Raw genomic sequence first — 16,942 nt, 5'->3', positions numbered from 1 at the left:
GCGACCGAGGCCGTTGCAGATCACCGAGCTCGCTCATTGAGTGGCAGTCAGCACCTTCCCTTCCCCTTGAAGGGCCATGTCCCGCGTGACCGCTTCGATCGCCTGACGTGTCGCGGCTTCCCGGCCTCTCCACGGCTCGACCACCATGGCACAGTACTGGGCGAAGAAGCGGCTGCCCGTCGCCTCACCGATGTCACCGCCTCAGTGACCAGCGCATCGGCGGCGGCAGGCTCGCCGGCGTGGGCTCGACTCGGCACGAGCAACAGGAGAGCCGCCGCGAAGGCGAGGGTCTACGCGGAGACTCGATCAAGCCACTGGGCGTCATCGACCAGGCAGACCAGCGGCTCTTTTTCAGCCACGTCGGCGAGCAGGCTGAGCACCGCGAGCCCGACCAGAAAGCGGTCCGGTGGAGTGCCCGCGCTCAGCCCGAATGCCGTCCCGAGCGCGTCGCGTTGTGGCTCCGGGCACCGTCTTGCCGATGCCGGCCTCGCCGCGCACAACCAGGACCGAGCTACGACCGGCCTGCACCGTCGCCACGAGCTGGTCCAGCGCCTCGCACTCGATCTGCCGCCCACGCAGCTGCAACCTGGGATCCCTGCTTGCCATGGGCACCGCCCCTGCCGACCAAACGCCCGTTGACCCTTGACTGTCGAAGGTAGGAGGCGACGGCTGTCAGCGGCTGCTCCAGGAGCGGTGGAACGCCTCTCGGATCCGGTGTTTGGCCGGCGGCGGGACGTCTCCGTTGCTCACCGGCGGCAACGCGGGCGGGGTCTCGGGGGCGGGCGGCACGAGCTTCGCCTTCTCTTCCTCGGTCGCCGGCCGTTCGACCTCGGTGAAGCCGCCGCCGCGCCCGCGTACGATCACGCCGGTCTCTACGCCGTGCTCGACCATGTGCCTGTCCCGCGCTTGCAGCCCCAGGCAGATCCACCGGGTGACCACGTACGCCAGCACCGGCCCTGCCAGGATCGCCACCCGGAAGATCCACGTCGTCGCGTTCAGGGAGATGTGGAAGGTCGAGGCGATCAAGTCGTTGCCCCCGGACATCCACAGCACCCCGTAGTACACGATCCCCGCGACCCCGATCCCGGTCCGCGTCGGCGCGTCGCGCGGCCGGTCGAGCAGGTTGTGCACGGCCCCATCACCGGTGACCCACCGCTCCACGAACGGATACAGCGCCAGGCCGGCGAACAGCAACCCCGGCGCCGCCAGTGCGGGGATCAGCACACTCATGGTCACGGTGTGGCCGAACACGGTGAACTCCCACGGCGGCATGAGCCGCAGCGCGCCCTCCAGGAACCCCATGTACCAGTCGGGCTGGGAGCCCGCGCTGACCGTACTGGGCACATACGGCCCGTACAGCCAGATCGGATTGATCTGGAACACCGTGGCCAGCAGCGCGATCACCCCGGTCACCCACAGGAGGAACGCCGTCGTCTTCGCCAGGAACGCCGGGAAGAACGGGTCCCCGCGCACCAACCGCTCGTTCAGCCCTTTCGCCCGGAACTGCGTATGCATCTGCCGCCACGTCAGCACCACCGCGTGCAGCGGCACCAGCACCAGCAGCAGGCCCGGAATGAGCAGCACGTGGAGGCTGTAGAGGCGGGAGATGATGTCATCGCCGGGGAACTCGCCGCCGAACAGGAACGTCGCCAGGTACGTGCCCACCAGTGGCACCGACAGCGTGACCCCGTGCAGGATGCGCAGCCCGGCCCCGGACAGCAGGTCGTCGGGCAGCGAGTAGCCGAGCAGCCCGTTGAGCATCACCAGCCCGAACAGGACCATGCCGATCAGCCAGTTCAGCTCGCGCGGCTTGCGGAAGGCGCCGGTGAAGAAATTGCGCAGCAGGTGTGCCACGATCCCGCCGATGAAGATCAGCGTGCCCCAGTGGTGCATCTGCCGTATCAGCAGGCCGCCGCGCACCTCGAAGCTGATCTCCAAGGAGGACGCGTACGCCTGGCTCATCGTGACACCGCGCAGCGGCACATACGCGCCGTTGTAGACGACCTCCTCCATGGACGGCTTGAAGAAGAACGTGAGGAAGACGCCGGTGACCAGGACGACCACGAAGGCGTACAGGGCGATCTCGCCCAGCAGGAATGTCCAGTGGTTGGCGAAGGCCTTGCGCATCGCCCTGTTCAGGAAACCGGCGCCGCCGACACGATCGTCAAGCGCCTTGGCCAGTGAGCCGACCTTCATCGTCACCCCGCACCCGGCTCGGTTGCATTGTCATAGCCAACGACCGGATGGCGCGGCGATACGTGACACGCGGTGCCAGAAGGGGGACGCATTGCCCTGTCACAGCTTGCCGAGCTGTCCTGTCAGAGGGTGTAACCGCCAATGTCGGCAAGGAGTGCAGCATGGATGCCCAGGCCTTCCTCCACACCGCGGGAGCATTGGTCGGCTGCGTCCTGGCGCTCGCCCCGGCCCTGCTGCCCTCCGTACGTCCCGCTAGAAGGTGGCCGCACGTCGTCATGGCGCTCGGCATGGCGGCCGGGCATCTGGGTGGCTTGTTCCTCTCCGTCGCGGTGCTCGTGCTGCTGACCGCCGGTTGGCTCTGCGGCTCCTCCTCCCGTCGCGCGGAGACCGGTCATCACATCCAGGACTTCGTGGTCGTGCCCATGCTGTTGGTGCTGACGGCGTTCAGCCGGCCCCCTCTCGACGGCGCTTCGTCCGGGCACCCGCACGGAGGCGGTTCGCTCGCCACGGTGGCCCTGGTCATCGGGCTGGGCTGGACCTGCGCTCGGCTCATCCGTGTTCTGCCCGAGCCGAGCGCGGATCGAAGGGTGCTCAGCCAGGATGTGTGCTCGGCCGGTATGGCGGCCAGCATGGCCTTCATGGCCGCATTGGCCCTCTGATGCCGTTTGATGAAGTTTTTCCGGCAGGCGCCATGCTCGGGGCGTTGTCACACATCAGGGGTGCTGTCTTGTCTGAGCTGGTGCACGGCCGGATCCAGCCGGCCACTTCCCGGAAGGAAGCCCGATGAGCACCGATCAAGCTCACGCCCACCACCTTGAGAACCCCGACAAGAGCGGGCCGCCGCCGAAGATCGACGTGGTCGCCACCGTGCCGGGGGCGCCGCCTGCGCCGGAGGGGGCCGAGGCGATGACGCTCCTGGTCACGCTGCCGCCGAACAGCCCTGGTGCGCCGCCTCACCGGCACTCCGGGCCCGCGTACGGGTTCGTGGTCAAGGGGGCCATCAACTTCGAGCTCGAAGGCGACCCCGTGCGGGTCGTCCGGGCCGGTGAGGCGTTCTCGGAGCCCGGTGGGGACGTGATCCACTACCAGGACGGCAACCACCTCGCCGACGAGGAGTCGGCGTTCGTGGTGACGATGTTCTGCGCGCCCGGGCAGCCGATGTTGATCCCGGTCAGCCCGGAGGAGTTGGAGGCCCGGCGAGACCGTCGCGCGCCGCAGTCATGACCAAGGTCTCGTGGCTGCACTCGTTCGCGATCTGCTGACGCGTGCCCGTGAGGTGGACAGTGGTCGCAGTCACGGTGCAGGTGCTGCACGGGCGGCTACGGCTTGTCGCCGGGGCCTGACTCGAAGAAGGCGGGAACCGGGTTCGGTTCCCGCCTTCAGTGTGCTCGGTTCACCTCCTGCACGAGCACCGACGGCCATGGGCGCCAGATGAGCGTTGTCACCGTTCCGAGTCACTGCTTCGCCAGACACGCCTTGGGGCGTGCGGTGTCACGAATCGGATGGCCGCCCGGTCCAAGTGGGCGAACCAATCCGATCAGTGGTGAGAGAGGTGGATCATGAGGGCTGCTTGTCACCGGAGACCGGCCTCAGGCGCCGGCATTCCCATGAGGAGCTCGTGATGAGCCATGACATCGGAGCGCCGGCTCAGATGGGCAGCGGCTCGCCGCCTCCGGAAGCGACCCGTCCTTCAGTCTCGGCCGGGCCACCGACCGGGCGTGAGCCGGGTGAGCGCCGCTTCGGGCTCGGTACGGCGTCGGCGCTGGTGGTCGGCTCGGTCATCGGGACGGGGGTGTTCGCTCTGCCCTCCGCTTTGGCGGTGTTCGGACCGATCTCGCTGGTGGCGTTCGGGCTCGTCACGATCGGTGCGATCGCGCTGGCGCTGACGTTCCGCGATCTCGCGGTGCGCCTGCCCGGCGCGGGTGGCCCCTACGTCTACGCCCGCGACGCGTTCGGTGAGTTCGCCGGATTCCTCATCGCCTGGAGCTACTGGATCACCGCGTGGGCCGGGAACGCCGCGATCGTCGTGGCGTGGGTCGGCTATGTCGAGGTGTTCTGGAACACCGGGCACGAGGTCGGGTGGTCGATCGTCATCGCGCTGGTCGGGCTGCTCCTGCCGGCGCTGGTCAACCTGATGGGCTTGCGCAGCTTCGCCGCGTTCCAGGTCGTCACGACTGTTCTGAAGTTCATCCCGCTGCTGTTCATGGCCACCATCGGCCTGCTGTTCATCAACACGGCGAACTTCGGCGCATTCAACGCGAGCGGGACCTCCTGGCTCGGCGCGATCAGCGCGGCTGGCGCCATCGCCCTGTTCAGCTATCTGGGCATCGAGACCGCGTCGGTCGCCGCGGCCCGGGTCCGGAACCCGAGGCGGAACGTCGGCCGAGCCACCGTGCTGGGCACCCTGGCCTGCGCCGCGGTCTACATCCTCGGCACCGTCGCCGTCTTCGGCACCGTGGCGCACGACGACCTCGTCGCCTCCACCGCGCCCTTCACCGACGCCGCCAATGCCATCTTCGGTGGTCAGTGGGCGGGGGCCACGGTCGCCGCGGCAGCCGTCGTGTCCGGCTTCGGGGCGCTGGTCGGCTGGACCCTGATCGTGGCCGAGATGCCGCGGGCAGCGGCGCAGGACGGGTTGTTCCCAACCGCCTTCGCCCGGCGGAACCGTGCCGGCGTTCCCGCATTCGGGATCGTCATCTCGACCTTATTGGCCGCGGGACTCACCGTCGTCAGCTACACCAGCTTCGAGCAGGTGTTCATCACCGTGGTGCTCTTGTCGGTGCTCACCTCGGTCGTCCCGTACCTGCTGTCCGCAGCGGCACAGCTGTATTGGCTGCGCACCGACGGCAGGCGGCTACGGGTCAGGCATCTGGCGCGCGACGTCGTCGTCTCGGCGCTCGCGCTGGCGTTCGGCTTCTGGGCCCTCGCCGGGAGCGGCTACGCGGCCGTCTACTACGGCACGTTCTGCCTGCTGCTCGGTGTGCCGGTGTACGTGTGGGTCAAGGCCCGCCGCGGCACGTACGGCGAGACCCCGGCGGTGACGCGATGACCACGGACCAGGACGTCGCGTTGAAGGTCGGCATCCATTCCGAGATCGGCCGGCTGCGCGAGGTCATCGTGCACCGGCCCGGACGGGAACTGGATCGGCTGACCCCGGACAATGCCGCCGACCTGCTGTTCGACGACGTGCTCTGGGCGGATCGCGCCCGCCGCGAACACGACGAGTTCGTCGGGGTGATGAGAGGCCACGGCGTACGGGTGCACCTGTTCGCCGATCTGCTGGCACAGGCGCTCGCGACGGACGCCGGTCGGCACTTCGCCGTGAATCGCGTGTGCACCGATCAGCAGTTCGGGCCGGCTCTGGCTGCAGAGTTGCGGGCGCTGTTGTTGGACACCGACCCGGTCTCGCTGGCCGACTACCTGATCGGCGGGGTCCTGAAGTCGGACATCGACGTGCCCGGCAGGGCCAGCGTGGCGTGGCAAAGCCTCGGTACCGACGACTTCGTGCTCACCCCGCTGCCCAACACGCTGTTCCAACGCGACAACTCGGCGTGGATCGGACGGAGCGTCGCGGTCAACCCCATGGCCAAGCCGGCTCGGAGCCGCGAGTCGATCAACACCCGCACCGTCTACCGGTACCATCCGCTGTTCACCGACGCGGACTTCGTGACCGTCTACGGCGACGACGACCTCGCTCACGCCCCGGCCACGCTGGAGGGCGGCGACATCCACGTCATCGCCCGGGGCGTCGTCATGGTGGGAATGGGCGAGCGCACCACGCCGATGGGCATGGAGATGCTTGCCCGGCGGCTCTTCTTGGATGGCCATGCCCGCCGCGTACTGGCCGTCGAGCTGCCCAAGAGCCGCTCGACGATGCACCTGGACACCGTGCTCACGATGGTCGACGTCGCCACCTTCGTGGCCTACCCCTACTTCGACCAGGCCGCGGCCCGGGTCTGGCTGCTCACCCCCGCCCCCGTCGGGAAGGGCGTGAACGTCCAGCACCGGATAGGGCTGACCGCCGGACTGCGCGAGGCGATCGAGGACGACGACGTCCGCGTCCTCACCGCCGTGGGGGACCGACGCGAGGCCGAGCGGGAGCAGTGGAACGACGCCGACAACTTCCTGGCGATCTCTCCCGGGGTGGTACTCGGATACGAGCGCAACACCGCGACCAACGCCATGCTGCGCGACCACGGCCTCGAGGTCATTCCTCTGGCCGGTGGCGAACTCGGCCGTGGACGCGGCGGGGCACGGTGCATGACCTGCCCCGTCCTGCGCGACCCCGTGCCCCTCTCCTCGAAGGAAACGCCATGACCCGCTCATCCGCATCCCGCTCGTTGCTCACCGTGACCGACCTCGGCCGCGAGGGTTTCCTCGAGATGCTCGACCGCGCCGCGGCGCTCAAGGAGGCCAAGAGGGCCGGACGCGAACGACCTGCATTGACCGGCCGCAACATCGCCCTGGTGTTCGAGAAGAACTCCACCCGCACCCGGTGCGCGTTCGAAGTGGCCGCCTACGACCAGGGCGCCCACGTCACCTACCTCGGACCGTCGGGGTCACACCTGGGCCGGGAGGAAAGCGTCGCGGACACCGCACGGGTGCTGGGTGCCCTGTACGACGGGATCGAGTTCCGCGGGTTCGCCCAGGAGACCGTCGAGGAGCTGGCCCGGCACGCCGGCGTGCCAGTCTGGAACGGGCTCACCGACGAGTGGCACCCGACCCAGATGCTCGCCGACGTCCTCACCATGCGCGAACACCAGCCCGGCGAGATCGAGACGATCAGCTACTGCTTCGCCGGCGACGGGCGCGGCAACGTCGCGCGGTCGCTGCTCATCACCGGGGCCATGCTCGGCATGGACGTACGGATCGCCGCACCCGCCAAGCTGCGCCCTCCGGAACCACTGGTGAAGGAGGCCGAGCGCATGGCGCTGACCAGCGGCGCCCGGGTGACGGTCACCGACGACCTGGCGACGGCGCTCGACGGCGCCGCCTTCGTCTACACCGACGTGTGGGTCAGCATGGGCGAGGCCGAAGCCGAGTGGGATCGGCGTGTTCCGCTGCTCACGCCCTACCGGGTCACGGCGGAGGTGATGGCCGCCACGGGCCGTCCCGGCACGCGGTTTCTCCATTGCCTCCCGGCCGTGCACGACACCACCACCGAGCTCGGCCTGCGGATCCACCAGCGCTACGGACTCGTCGGGGCCGAGGTCACCGACGAGGTGTTCACCTCCGCCGCCTCCGTGGTCTTCCAACAGGCGGAGAACCGGCTGCATACCATCAAGGCTCTGCTCGTCGCGGCGCTGGGAGAGTGACATGCTGCTTGTCGTCGCGTTGGGCGGGAACGCCCTGCTCGAGCGAGGTGAACGCCCGGATGCGGCGGTGCAACGGCAGCACGTGCGGTCCGCCGCCCGGGCGCTGGCGCCGCTCGCCGCTGAGCACACGCTCGTGCTCTGCCACGGCAACGGGCCGCAGATCGGGATGCTGGCCGTCGAGAGCGAGAACGACCCTGCCCTGGCTCACCCGTTCCCCCTCGACACGCTCGGTGCCCAGACCCAGGGCATGATCGGATACTGGCTGTCGCAGGAACTCGGCAACGCGGGCATGGCCCGACCAGTTGTCACGATCGTCACGCAGACCGAGGTCGACGCGGACGATCCGGCGTTCCGCACCCCGACGAAGTTCGTCGGTCAAGGCTACCCGGAGCCGGTGGCCCGCAGGTTCGCGCTGGAGCATGGGTGGACGATTGCCCGGGATGGCCGGGCCTGGCGTCGGGTCGTGGCGTCCCCGTCACCCCGCCGGATCGTCGAACTTCCCACGATCCGGCAACTGGTGGCCGGCGGCACGACCGTGATCTGCGGCGGCGGGGGCGGAGTGCCTGTCCTCGCCCGGGGCGACGGGCGATTCGAGGGCGCGCAGGCCGTCGTCGACAAGGACCTCACGGCGGCGCTGCTGGCGATCGAACTGGGAGCCGACCGTCTCGTGGTGCTCACCGACGTCGACGCCGTCCGGCGTGACTTCGGCACTCCCCAGGAGCAACCGCTCTCCACGGTGGGCGTCGGCGAGCTACGCGCCATGCGCTTCCCAGCCGGATCGATGGCACCGAAGATCGACGCCTGTATCCGGTTCGTCACCGCGACCGGACGGCCGGCGGCGATCGGAGCACTGCGGGACGCGTCCGCGGTGCTCGCCGGCACGGCCGGAACCACCATCACGGCATCGACCGACTCAGCGGGGACGCCGCACGCCGTCTCATCCGGTACGGCCCTGACGACCTGACCGTCGACGAAGCCGCTCGCAGTGGTACGGCGTGCCGGCCCGTGGGTTCCAGACGACACCTATCGCGCGAAAGGGTCAATGGCTCTAACCTCGTCTCAGGGTGGTGGGGCCATGACAAGTGGTGCGGGGGCGCATAAGCTCCGCGATCGGCGTGTGGAGTGCGCGGTCCTGGACCAACTGCTCGCTGACGTACGCTCCGGTCCAGGGCGAGCCTTGCTGATACGTGGTGAGGCAGGCGTCGGGAAATCGGCTTTGCTCGATTACCTCGTAGGGCGTTCGACTGAATACAGGGTTGCGCGTGCAGCAGGTGTCGAATCGGAAATGGAGCTGCCCTTCGCGGGTTTGCATCAGTTGTGCGCGCCGATGCTGGACCTTCGCGATCGCATACCGGGTCCGCAGAGCGATGCGTTGGCCGTCGCGTTCGGCTACAGCGCCGGAAGCCCGCCGGACAGGTTTCTGGTCGGAGTGGCCGTATTGAGTCTGCTGGCGGTGGTGTCGGAGGATAGGCCGCTCCTCTGCGTGATCGACGATGGACAGTGGCTGGACCAGGCTTCAGTGCAGGCGTTGACGTTCGTCTCGCGACGTCTGTTCGCCGAGCGAATCGGTGTGGTGTTCTCGGTCCGGGAGCCGGCGGCCGGGCCTGAGTGGCGAGGCTTGCCGGAGTTGACAGTCGGCGGCTTGCCCGAAGACGATGCCCGCGCACTGCTGGACTCGGCCGTTCCCGGACGGCTCGACGAACAGGTACGGGATCGGATCGTGGCGGAGACGCGGGGCAATCCGCTGGCCCTGCTGGAGTTGCCGCGGGGATTGACGGCGGCGGAGTTGGCCGGTGGGTTCGGGCGGCCGGATGTTCAGCCGTTGGCGAGCCAGATCGAGCACAGCTTCGCCCGGCGGGTGCGGTCGCTGCCGCCGCCGACGCAGAAGATGCTGCTGACGGCGGCGGCCGAGCCGCTCGGTGACATGACGTTGCTGCTCCGCGCGACTCAGCTGCTGGACCTCCCGATGAGCGCGGGGGCGCCGGCGGAGGCAGCCGGGCTGATCGAGCTGGGTTCCCGGGCGAGGTTCCGGCATCCGCTGGTGCGGACGGCGATCTACCGGGCGGCGACGCCTGCCGACCGCCGCACCGTGCATCGAGCCCTCGCCGAGGCGATCGACCCGGCTGTCGACCCCGACCGGCGCGCCTGGCACCGCGCACACGCGGCCGCCGATGCCGACGAAGAGGTCGCCGCCGAACTGGTCAGCTCTGCCGACCGGGCCCAGCGTCGCGGTGGTGTCGCGGCCGTGGCCGAGTTCCTGCGGCGCGCGACCGAGCTGACCCCCGACGCAGCGACGCGCGCGATCCGCGCCTTGTCCGCCGCCGAGGCCGCACTGCGTTGCGGCGCCTTCGACGTCGCAATGGCGCTGCTGCTCACGGCAGACGAGGGTCCGGCCGACGAGTTCCACCGGGCACTGGTGAATCTGATGCGGGCACAGATCGCCTTCGCCTCCGGTCACGACATGGCCGCGCCGCGTCTGCTCCTCGAAGCAGGCCGTCGGCTCGAGCCGCTGGACAGTGAGCTCGCCCGGGACACCTACCGCGACGCGATGGGGGCGGCCCTGCTCGCCGGGGGGTTCGCCGTTGGTTCCGGTGTTCTGGCGGTGGCGCGGGCGGTGCAAGCGGCGCCGAAACCGACGCGGCACCGGCCCGGCGATCTCCTGCTGGACAGCCTCGCCACGCTGTTCACCGACGGATACCCGGCCGCCGTACCGCTGGCGAAGAAGGCTCTGCGGGCGTTCCGCACCGAGGACACGTCCGGCCCGAAGGACCAGCCCTGGTTGTGGCTGGCGGGGGTCACCGCCGCCGACATGTGGGACGACGAGAGCTGGGCGATCCTGACCGAGCGGCACGTATGCGTCGCCCGTGACGTCGGCGATCTCAGCGCTCTTCCCTTCACCCTCAACTCGCTCGTGGTCGTGCGCCTCTTCTCCGGTGACCGCGCGGCGGCCGTCTCGCTGGTCGCGGAGATCCAGGCGATCGGGGAGGCGACCGGGGTCGCGCTGGCGCCGTACGGCGCGTTGACGCTGGCAGCCTGGCATGGCGACAAGGCTGCCGCCGCCCCGCTCATCGAGGCGGGCCTGGCCGATGTGGTCGCCCGCGGCGAAGACAGCGGAGTCATGGTCACCCACTGGGCGCAGTCGCTGCTGCTGAACGGACTCGCCCGTTACCAGGACGCCTTCCCGGCGGCCCGCGCCGCGACCGAGCATCCGGTGGAATCCGCCGTCGTCTACTGGGCACTGTCGGAGCTGATCGAATCAGCCGTTCGCAGCGGCGAGCCTGAGCTTGCGGCCTCCGCTTACGAACGCCTCGCCGCGACGGCGCGAGCCTGCGGGACCGAGTGGGCGCTCGGTGTGCTGGCCCGAGCCGGGGCTCTGCTGGCGACCGACCGTACGGCGGAGGCCCTGTACCAGCAGGCGATCGACCACCTCGGCCGGACCCGGATCCGGATGGAGCTGGCCCGCGGCCACCTGCTGTACGGCGAGTGGCTACGGCGGGAAAACCGGCGCGTGGAGGCCCGCCGCCCGCTCCGCACCGCCTACGACATGTTCACCGCGGCCGGCGCCAACGCGTTCGCGGACCGCGCCCGCTACGAGCTCGCCGCCGTCGGCGAGTCGGTCGCCGAGCGCGCCGCCCGCGCGAGCGACACCCTGACCCCGCAGGAGGCGCACATCGCCGGGCTCGCCGCCAGTGGGCTGACCAACGCCGCGATCGGCGCACAGCTGTTTCTCAGCCCGCATACCGTCGAGTGGCACCTGCGCAAGGTCTTCGCCAAGCTGGGCATCACGTCACGCAGGCAGCTTCGCCCGTCGGACGTCGGTACCGGCCGGAAGAGCGCGGGCTAGGCACCGCGCCGCTAGTGAACGCTGGCCCTTGCGGCCCGCTCGATTGCTTGGGTGACGGTCTTGGGATCCGACATCAGGCCGAGATGTCCGGCGTTGTACTCAGTGATGGTAGAGCCGGCTTTTTCAGCCATGGCCCGTTCGGCACGGGGCGGGATGATGCTGCCCTGGTTCCGATGAGGTACCAGGACGGGATCGTCCGCCAGGCGGGGCTCCGGACGGCTCGTTGAGTGCGCCGATCGTGGCCGGTCGCTGGGAGGCCGCCACGGTTGCCTTGTCCTGTGCGCTCAGGCCGGTCGCGAACGAGGCGAAGACGGTCGGCTTCTTGAGGCAAAGGTCGGTGGCCCGGGTGGGCGAGAGCGTGGCGGGAACGAAGTCGAACACGGTAGTGGGGTCCGGGACCGAGAGCGCGGAGTCTGGTCCCACGAGTGCCGTCGGGGCGGCGTCGCCGGACAATGATCGCAGGGGATTGGCGACCGCGGCGACTGTGTACCCGTCGTAGTGAAGCCTCGCGACGACCTTGCTTCAGCTCGAGGCGTCTGCCCAGGCTCCGTGCACGAGCACGATCGTGGGCTTCGATGTCCCCGACCGGCTTTCCTGAGCGAGGGCGCTCTGCGCTGGGCTGAGGCTCATCGGGACGAGGGCGACTGCGGCGAGGCGGATCGCCGCGGCGGCGGGTCGTCTCCTGGTGTGGAGGGCGGGGAGTGGTCATGATTTTTCCTGTTCCGTGGGATGGCCCCGTTCCGACGGCCCGTAGGCCCGAAACGGTGCGGGTGGAGGACATGCGGCGGGGCTGAGCTCCCGGCAGCGCCGTTTCCGCACCACGTGGGCGCACCCCTAGGTGGCGGCGACCGCGGATCAGGGTATCGACCACGGTCTCCCCCGGGCGCGATGGAGGGGTCCGCAAAGCGACCGTTGTCGCAGTGGCATCGCAGGATGCCGTGTGCGAACGGAGCCGAGACCGTGACCATGAACCTCCTGGAGTCGCACAGAGACGACGCCGCGCAGACCAGTCCGACAATCTCTGCACACGATGACCGATTGATCAGCGAGTTGGACGCGGCCGCTTCGGTGTTCGTCACCACACGGCCGCGGCTCTTCGCGATCGCGCTCCGCATCCTCGAGGACGTGGGCGAGGCCGAGGACGTGGTGCAGGAGGCGTGGCTCCGGTGGGAACGCGCCGACCGCTCAGTCGTCATCAGTCCGCCCGCGTTTCTTGCGATGACCACCACCAGGCTCGCCATCAATGTCACCCAGTCCGCCCGGAGGCGTCGCGAGACGTCCGGGGGCCCATGGCTTCCCGAAATGGTGGATCACAGCGTCAGCCCTGAGACAGCCGCAGAACGACATGAGTCGGTCGATGCGGCGGTCCGGCTGCTGTTGGAGAAGCTCACGCCCACCGAATGGGCGGCGTATCTCCTGCGCAAAGCCTTCGAGTACCCCTACCGGCGCATCTCCGAGGTTCTTCACCTGGGGGAAGACCATACGCGGCAACTCGTGCGGCGCGCCCACGAACGCATCGCCACCGGGCAACGCCAGCCGGTGAACGCCGCCGCGCATCGGCGCCTCCTGCGGACGTTCCTCGCTGCGGCGCAGGCCGGCGACGTCGCCGAATTGGAAGAGCTTCTCGCTGCTGACGTTGCCCGCTACAGGTCCGACGACTGCGACTCGAGGGTGAGATCTGCCGCGAGCTGCCAGCGTCGGACCGCTGACCGGTCACATCGTCGGCGGATTCCCCACGGAGCCCATGAGAGCTGAGCGAGCTGGGGCCCCGACGCCGCCCGTCAGTGCTGGGCTTCGGCTCGCTCTCGGATCCCCCTAGCATTCGCCGCATCATCGGGTAGTCGGCGGGTTCCATCAGCATCACCGTGAACGGCGTCAACGGTCGCCGCCACTCGTACACGATGTGCATTCGAGTGATCAACCGGGTTTGCCCGCCGCTCAGCGGCGTCAGGCGGCAGGCCCAGGTGCGGTTCGGTGAGCGCCACAGGAGCCATGACGGCTGAGCGAAGCCGTCGACGACGCCGTGCGCTCAGAGGAATTCGGGCCCCACGGCGGCCACTGACCGATTCGGAGATCCTGAAGCTCCGGGACGATCTCCCGGATGCTGGGGCGAGCGAAGTTGTCCAGAAGGTCGTCGGCGTACCAGCCGGCACGCCCGTACCCCACCTGGACCAGCCATGGCCACACCTGCTCCGGCGGCGCGTCGATGGTGATCGCGCGGCTGCAGCGGTATTGGGCTCGGGGCAGCAGGCCGTCGCCGGGCATCGGCGCGGTCACTTCCGCAGGGGTGGCCCCCCAGGTCAGGTGTCGACGTCGCAGGAACGGAGCGGCGAGGAAGCGGGGCAGGTCATCGAGGACATCCCGGACTTGACCGGCCAGGGTCGCACGAGAGGGTGACCACCGGCTGCGAGCGTCGGGCAGGGAGGCCGGTTCTGTCTTGGCCGCGGTCACGGGGTGAACGTCGTAGCGAGAAGTGGGCTGGGTGTCATCCATCAGACTGAGCCACCTTCGAGGTCGCAGAGGAATGGTGGGGTCTCACGAGGAGGTTCCTCCTTTCGGGTTCGTTCGATGCACGACCGAACGACGCAGAACCCACCCGGCACGAGGTCGTGCGGCCCGGAGCACGGTAGACCTGGTCGTTGACCAGTAGGCGCCCGTCACTACGTAACGTTCGGTCCTATGGCTAAGACAGGGCGACAGAGCCCGTTCGTGACGGACCCTTGGATTTCGTTCACCCCGGCTCCGGGGGTCACCGCGGTGTGCGCTTGTGAGGCGGCGGCCCAGTCCACAGGCCGGTGCCACAAATCGAGCGTCTTGAATTCTCTGTAGTTCCCTGAAGGAATCAGGCAACTCGGACAGGCGTAGCCTGCTTTGGGCTGCTCCCGTGCTTGGCAAGCGCGAGCACGGGGGCGGCTTTGGCGTGGTGGAAGCCTGTCCGGTGGTGAGAATTCCTGACATGCCCTGTCCGGTACGGCTCGCGCCGTCCCGCCTTGGGTGCATGGCCCGCCGGACGCTGACCACTCCCCGAGAGGAATGGGGCGGGCACCGTGCGCCGGTCGGGCACACGGCTGGAGGTCATCGCATGATCTTCTACCGGCGTGTTCGCCGGGTTCTTCGTGGTGCGGGTCGGCCGTTTCGGGGTGGGACGGTTCTTGGATCTGTCCCGCGCCGCAGGTCGGGGGTGCAGGTCGATTCGGGTGCGGCGCGCTCGCCGGGCGGCCCGGGTGGGCCTACGTGCCCGGCGGGCGCGGGCCACGTTGCCCTCCACGACCTTGTGGATGGTGCGCACCCCGGTTGCGCGGTGGGTGCGGGTGGCGTGCTGGCCCAGCAGGCCGCGCGCGAGGATGCGTTCGGCCGCGGCCCAGTCCCGGTCACACGACAGGCCGCAGGCCGGGCAGAACGCCCACGCCCAGCCCCGCTCGGCGAGCCGATCCGGCGCCGGGCAATGCTTCAGCACCGACGTGCCGTCCCCGCAGCGGGGACAATATTTGGAGGTGCCGCGGGCCGGGACGGTGACCACGGCGATGGCGTGCTTGGCCGCCAGGTGCCTGATCGCCTCGACGATCTGCCCGCGCACCTGCCCCGACAGGCGGGCGTTCGCGGCTCCTCGGCGTCCGCGCGCTTCCAGGGTGGCCAGGTCCTCCACGTAGATGACCGTCGCCCCGGCCGCGACGGCCTGGTCGAGGGCCCAGCGGGCCGCCGACCAGGCCAGCGCATGGTTCAGATGCCGGATACGGGCGCACACCCGCTCGTGTTCCACCCCGACGCCCTGGTAGGCCGCGGCCAACGCGGCGAAGCGGGAGTCGGCGGTGGTCATGCCGGCCAGGAGGCTTTCCTGGTGCCGGTGCTTGGCGGCCAGCTGCTCACGCTCGGCCCGCAACCGGTGCAGCTTGGCCGAGATGCCGGTGGCGTCATAGGTGAGCGGCCGCCCGTCGCAGATCACCCGGCCCTCGCCGGTCAGATGCCCGGTCACGCCGGTCAGCAGCGTGTTGCAGCCCCAGTCGAACCCCACCCCGACCCGATGACCGGTGGCGGGCGCGAACTCGATCGGGATCTGGAACGGCAGATCGACGCGCACCCGGCCCTTCCTCACCCGCAGCGTGGGGGTGCACAGCTTCGCCTCCGGCGCGACGGTCGGCGGCAACGCGACCGGCAGCACATGCCAGGCCCAGTCCCGGCCGCACGCGGGAGACTCCACCAGCGGAAGCCGCACCCGCAACCGGGCGTTGTGGCTGTCGGTGCGCTCCAGGGTGACCAGCTGCCGGTCGGCCGCGGCCAGCACGATCTGCGCCGCGACGTTCGGCGGCTGCTCCAGATCGGTCAGATCGGCCGGGAACACGTCATGCTCGCCGAGGTAGGCGGCGATCTGGCGGGTCCGGTTGCGGACTTGGGCCGCCGTCACCCCGTCCGGCAGCAGAGCGCGCAGCGCCTGCCATTCGGCGTCGGTGCGGGCCCGCGGGTTGGCCGGCCAACTCGCCACGATCGCCGCCACCACGGCGCGGCGGTGCAGCGCCAGCCGCAACGTGCGGGCGGCCTGCTCCTGCGCACACCGAACCACCCGATCACAGACATGCACGCCCGGGACGAGGGTCACGCCCCAGCCCAGCCGGCGCATCGCCATCCAGCCCTTCGACGGCAACACGCGCCCGTCCGGCCCGGCCCCGCAGGCCAGCGCATCCAGATCAGCCGCATTCCACCGGGCGGCCACCAGATCGACGGTCAGATCCCGGGCCAGGCCAGCCAGCCAGGCCACCCGCTGCGCCAGCAGCGCCCGAGCAACGACCTCACCGGTCTTCTCCACCACCGCTGAATGGGCGGTACAGGTCGCGGTCGCGGTGAGCTTACTCACGGCGCCGCCCCCGTTCCGAGGCGGCATCCAGGCATGTACCGCGCGACCGGCACCCCGCCCCCCACCCACTTCCAACGATGTGTAGCCGTAAAACTACCAAGAGTTTGCATCTGTGGGTAGAACGTTTGAACGATAAGCATCCACCGAATACCATCCGCCCGCCTCACCTCACCGCGGACGACTGCCCGCACACGTGCTCAGGCCACCTTCACCACACGGCAACAACCACCACACGGCAACAACCCTCGCAAGCTGCCCGACTCCGCGCTGCGGGCCACCCTCCTCGGGCACCACCTGGACAACGAAATCCAGACCGGATCGGACACGCCGTCAATGACCATGCCCAAGCCCTATCCGCAGCACTGCCGGCGCAGGACCGGAACGTGACCGCCACGACATCGGCCAGCAGCCTACTCAGACCGGGCATCCTCCAACAGCCGTAAGACCCGGTCTTGACGACCGTCACGATCCCGGCCCGGCCGATGCACGCAATTCAACCAAGCCCCTACGAGATCATCGCAGAAGCTCAGGCTTCCTTAGCGAACGTAAAGAACGGTTCATACCCTCTCTTGAGGGGGCGAACAATCGGGCGAACCGTCACCTCGCCCGACCTGTCGATGTGAGGGCTCAGGACATGCTTAACCGTTCGTTCTCGGGACACTATTGACAGATCGTGGCATGATGCTCGCCCAGAGTGACTGTGAAGTCGGGTGGCGAGCGTGGATCAGCAAGCTCTGG

Annotated in this window: 11 protein-coding genes and 1 pseudogene; 9 read left to right on the top strand and 3 right to left on the bottom strand. The window is 69.3% G+C overall.

Going from position 1 to position 16,942, the window contains the following annotated elements; translation table 11 throughout:
• Positions 1-672 precede the first annotated feature (672 nt).
• Positions 673-2,196 (bottom strand): cytochrome bc1 complex cytochrome b subunit, encoded by a 1,524-nt coding sequence (gene qcrB / locus Q9G87_RS38510; protein ID WP_305921752.1) that lies wholly within the window; start codon positions 2,194-2,196, stop codon positions 673-675.
• Between the two features lie 161 nt (positions 2,197-2,357).
• On the opposite strand from qcrB, the gene Q9G87_RS38505 reads away from it, so the two are divergent.
• The 9 genes and pseudogenes from Q9G87_RS38505 (at position 2,358) to Q9G87_RS38470 (ending at position 13,110) form a co-directional block, all read left to right on the top strand.
• Positions 2,358-2,855 (top strand): hypothetical protein, encoded by a 498-nt coding sequence (locus tag Q9G87_RS38505; RefSeq protein WP_305921523.1) that lies wholly within the window; start codon positions 2,358-2,360, stop codon positions 2,853-2,855.
• A gap of 124 nt (positions 2,856-2,979) precedes the next feature.
• Positions 2,980-3,420 carry a cupin domain-containing protein gene (locus Q9G87_RS38500; protein ID WP_305921522.1) on the top strand — a complete coding sequence of 147 codons (441 nt, stop codon included), beginning with the start codon at positions 2,980-2,982 and terminating at the stop codon, positions 3,418-3,420.
• Positions 3,421-3,817: 397 nt separating this feature from the next.
• Positions 3,818-5,245, top strand: a complete 1,428-nt coding sequence (locus Q9G87_RS38495) for an amino acid permease (RefSeq protein ID WP_305921521.1) — start codon at positions 3,818-3,820, stop codon at positions 5,243-5,245.
• On the top strand, positions 5,242-6,513 hold the full coding sequence (locus Q9G87_RS38490; RefSeq protein WP_305921520.1) for an arginine deiminase: 1,272 nt from the start codon (positions 5,242-5,244) through the stop codon (positions 6,511-6,513). Before Q9G87_RS38495 ends, Q9G87_RS38490 begins: the two co-directional genes overlap by 4 nt.
• The gene (gene argF, locus Q9G87_RS38485; protein ID WP_305921519.1) at positions 6,510-7,511 is read left to right on the top strand and encodes an ornithine carbamoyltransferase; all 1,002 of its coding nucleotides are present in this window, start codon (positions 6,510-6,512) and stop codon (positions 7,509-7,511) included. Before Q9G87_RS38490 ends, argF begins: the two co-directional genes overlap by 4 nt.
• A 1-nt stretch (position 7,512) precedes the next feature.
• Positions 7,513-8,475 (top strand): carbamate kinase, encoded by a 963-nt coding sequence (locus tag Q9G87_RS38480; protein WP_305921518.1) that lies wholly within the window; start codon positions 7,513-7,515, stop codon positions 8,473-8,475.
• Positions 8,476-8,553: 78 nt separating this feature from the next.
• A pseudogene (locus Q9G87_RS60900) lies at positions 8,554-9,051 on the top strand (AAA family ATPase); the annotation flags it as partial.
• A 102-nt stretch (positions 9,052-9,153) separates the two neighbouring features.
• Entirely contained in the window at positions 9,154-11,355 is a 2,202-nt protein-coding gene (locus Q9G87_RS38475; RefSeq protein ID WP_305921517.1) for a helix-turn-helix transcriptional regulator, read from the top strand.
• 966 nt (positions 11,356-12,321) lie between these two features.
• The gene (locus Q9G87_RS38470) at positions 12,322-13,110 is read left to right on the top strand and encodes a sigma-70 family RNA polymerase sigma factor (protein ID WP_305921751.1); all 789 of its coding nucleotides are present in this window, start codon (positions 12,322-12,324) and stop codon (positions 13,108-13,110) included.
• Positions 13,111-13,302: 192 nt separating this feature from the next.
• On the opposite strand, the gene Q9G87_RS38465 is transcribed toward Q9G87_RS38470, so the two are convergent.
• Complete coding sequence (locus tag Q9G87_RS38465; protein ID WP_305921516.1) at positions 13,303-13,848, bottom strand: hypothetical protein; 546 nt, start codon at positions 13,846-13,848, stop codon at positions 13,303-13,305.
• Between the two features lie 349 nt (positions 13,849-14,197).
• Positions 14,198-16,204: a transposase gene (locus Q9G87_RS38460; RefSeq protein WP_305921515.1), complete on the bottom strand. Its 2,007-nt coding sequence runs from the start codon at positions 16,202-16,204 to the stop codon at positions 14,198-14,200.
• Positions 16,205-16,942: the final 738 nt, after the last annotated feature.

It is taken from the genome of Nonomuraea turcica, from assembly GCF_030718205.1.
In the GTDB taxonomy this organism is placed as follows: domain Bacteria; phylum Actinomycetota; class Actinomycetes; order Streptosporangiales; family Streptosporangiaceae; genus Nonomuraea.
Note: the sequence above shows the minus strand (reverse complement) of the source record. Positions and strands in the feature narration are given on the sequence as shown.

Coding starts and splice junctions, on each gene's coding strand:
- qcrB (WP_305921752.1), bottom strand. CDS start 2,196: ATGAAGGTCGGCTCACTGGCCAAGGCGCTTGACGATCGTGTCGGCGGC.
- Q9G87_RS38505 (WP_305921523.1), top strand. CDS start 2,358: ATGGATGCCCAGGCCTTCCTCCACACCGCGGGAGCATTGGTCGGCTGC.
- Q9G87_RS38500 (WP_305921522.1), top strand. CDS start 2,980: ATGAGCACCGATCAAGCTCACGCCCACCACCTTGAGAACCCCGACAAG.
- Q9G87_RS38495 (WP_305921521.1), top strand. CDS start 3,818: ATGAGCCATGACATCGGAGCGCCGGCTCAGATGGGCAGCGGCTCGCCG.
- Q9G87_RS38490 (WP_305921520.1), top strand. CDS start 5,242: ATGACCACGGACCAGGACGTCGCGTTGAAGGTCGGCATCCATTCCGAG.
- argF (WP_305921519.1), top strand. CDS start 6,510: ATGACCCGCTCATCCGCATCCCGCTCGTTGCTCACCGTGACCGACCTC.
- Q9G87_RS38480 (WP_305921518.1), top strand. CDS start 7,513: ATGCTGCTTGTCGTCGCGTTGGGCGGGAACGCCCTGCTCGAGCGAGGT.
- Q9G87_RS38470 (WP_305921751.1), top strand. CDS start 12,322: ATGAACCTCCTGGAGTCGCACAGAGACGACGCCGCGCAGACCAGTCCG.
- Q9G87_RS38465 (WP_305921516.1), bottom strand. CDS start 13,848: ATGGATGACACCCAGCCCACTTCTCGCTACGACGTTCACCCCGTGACC.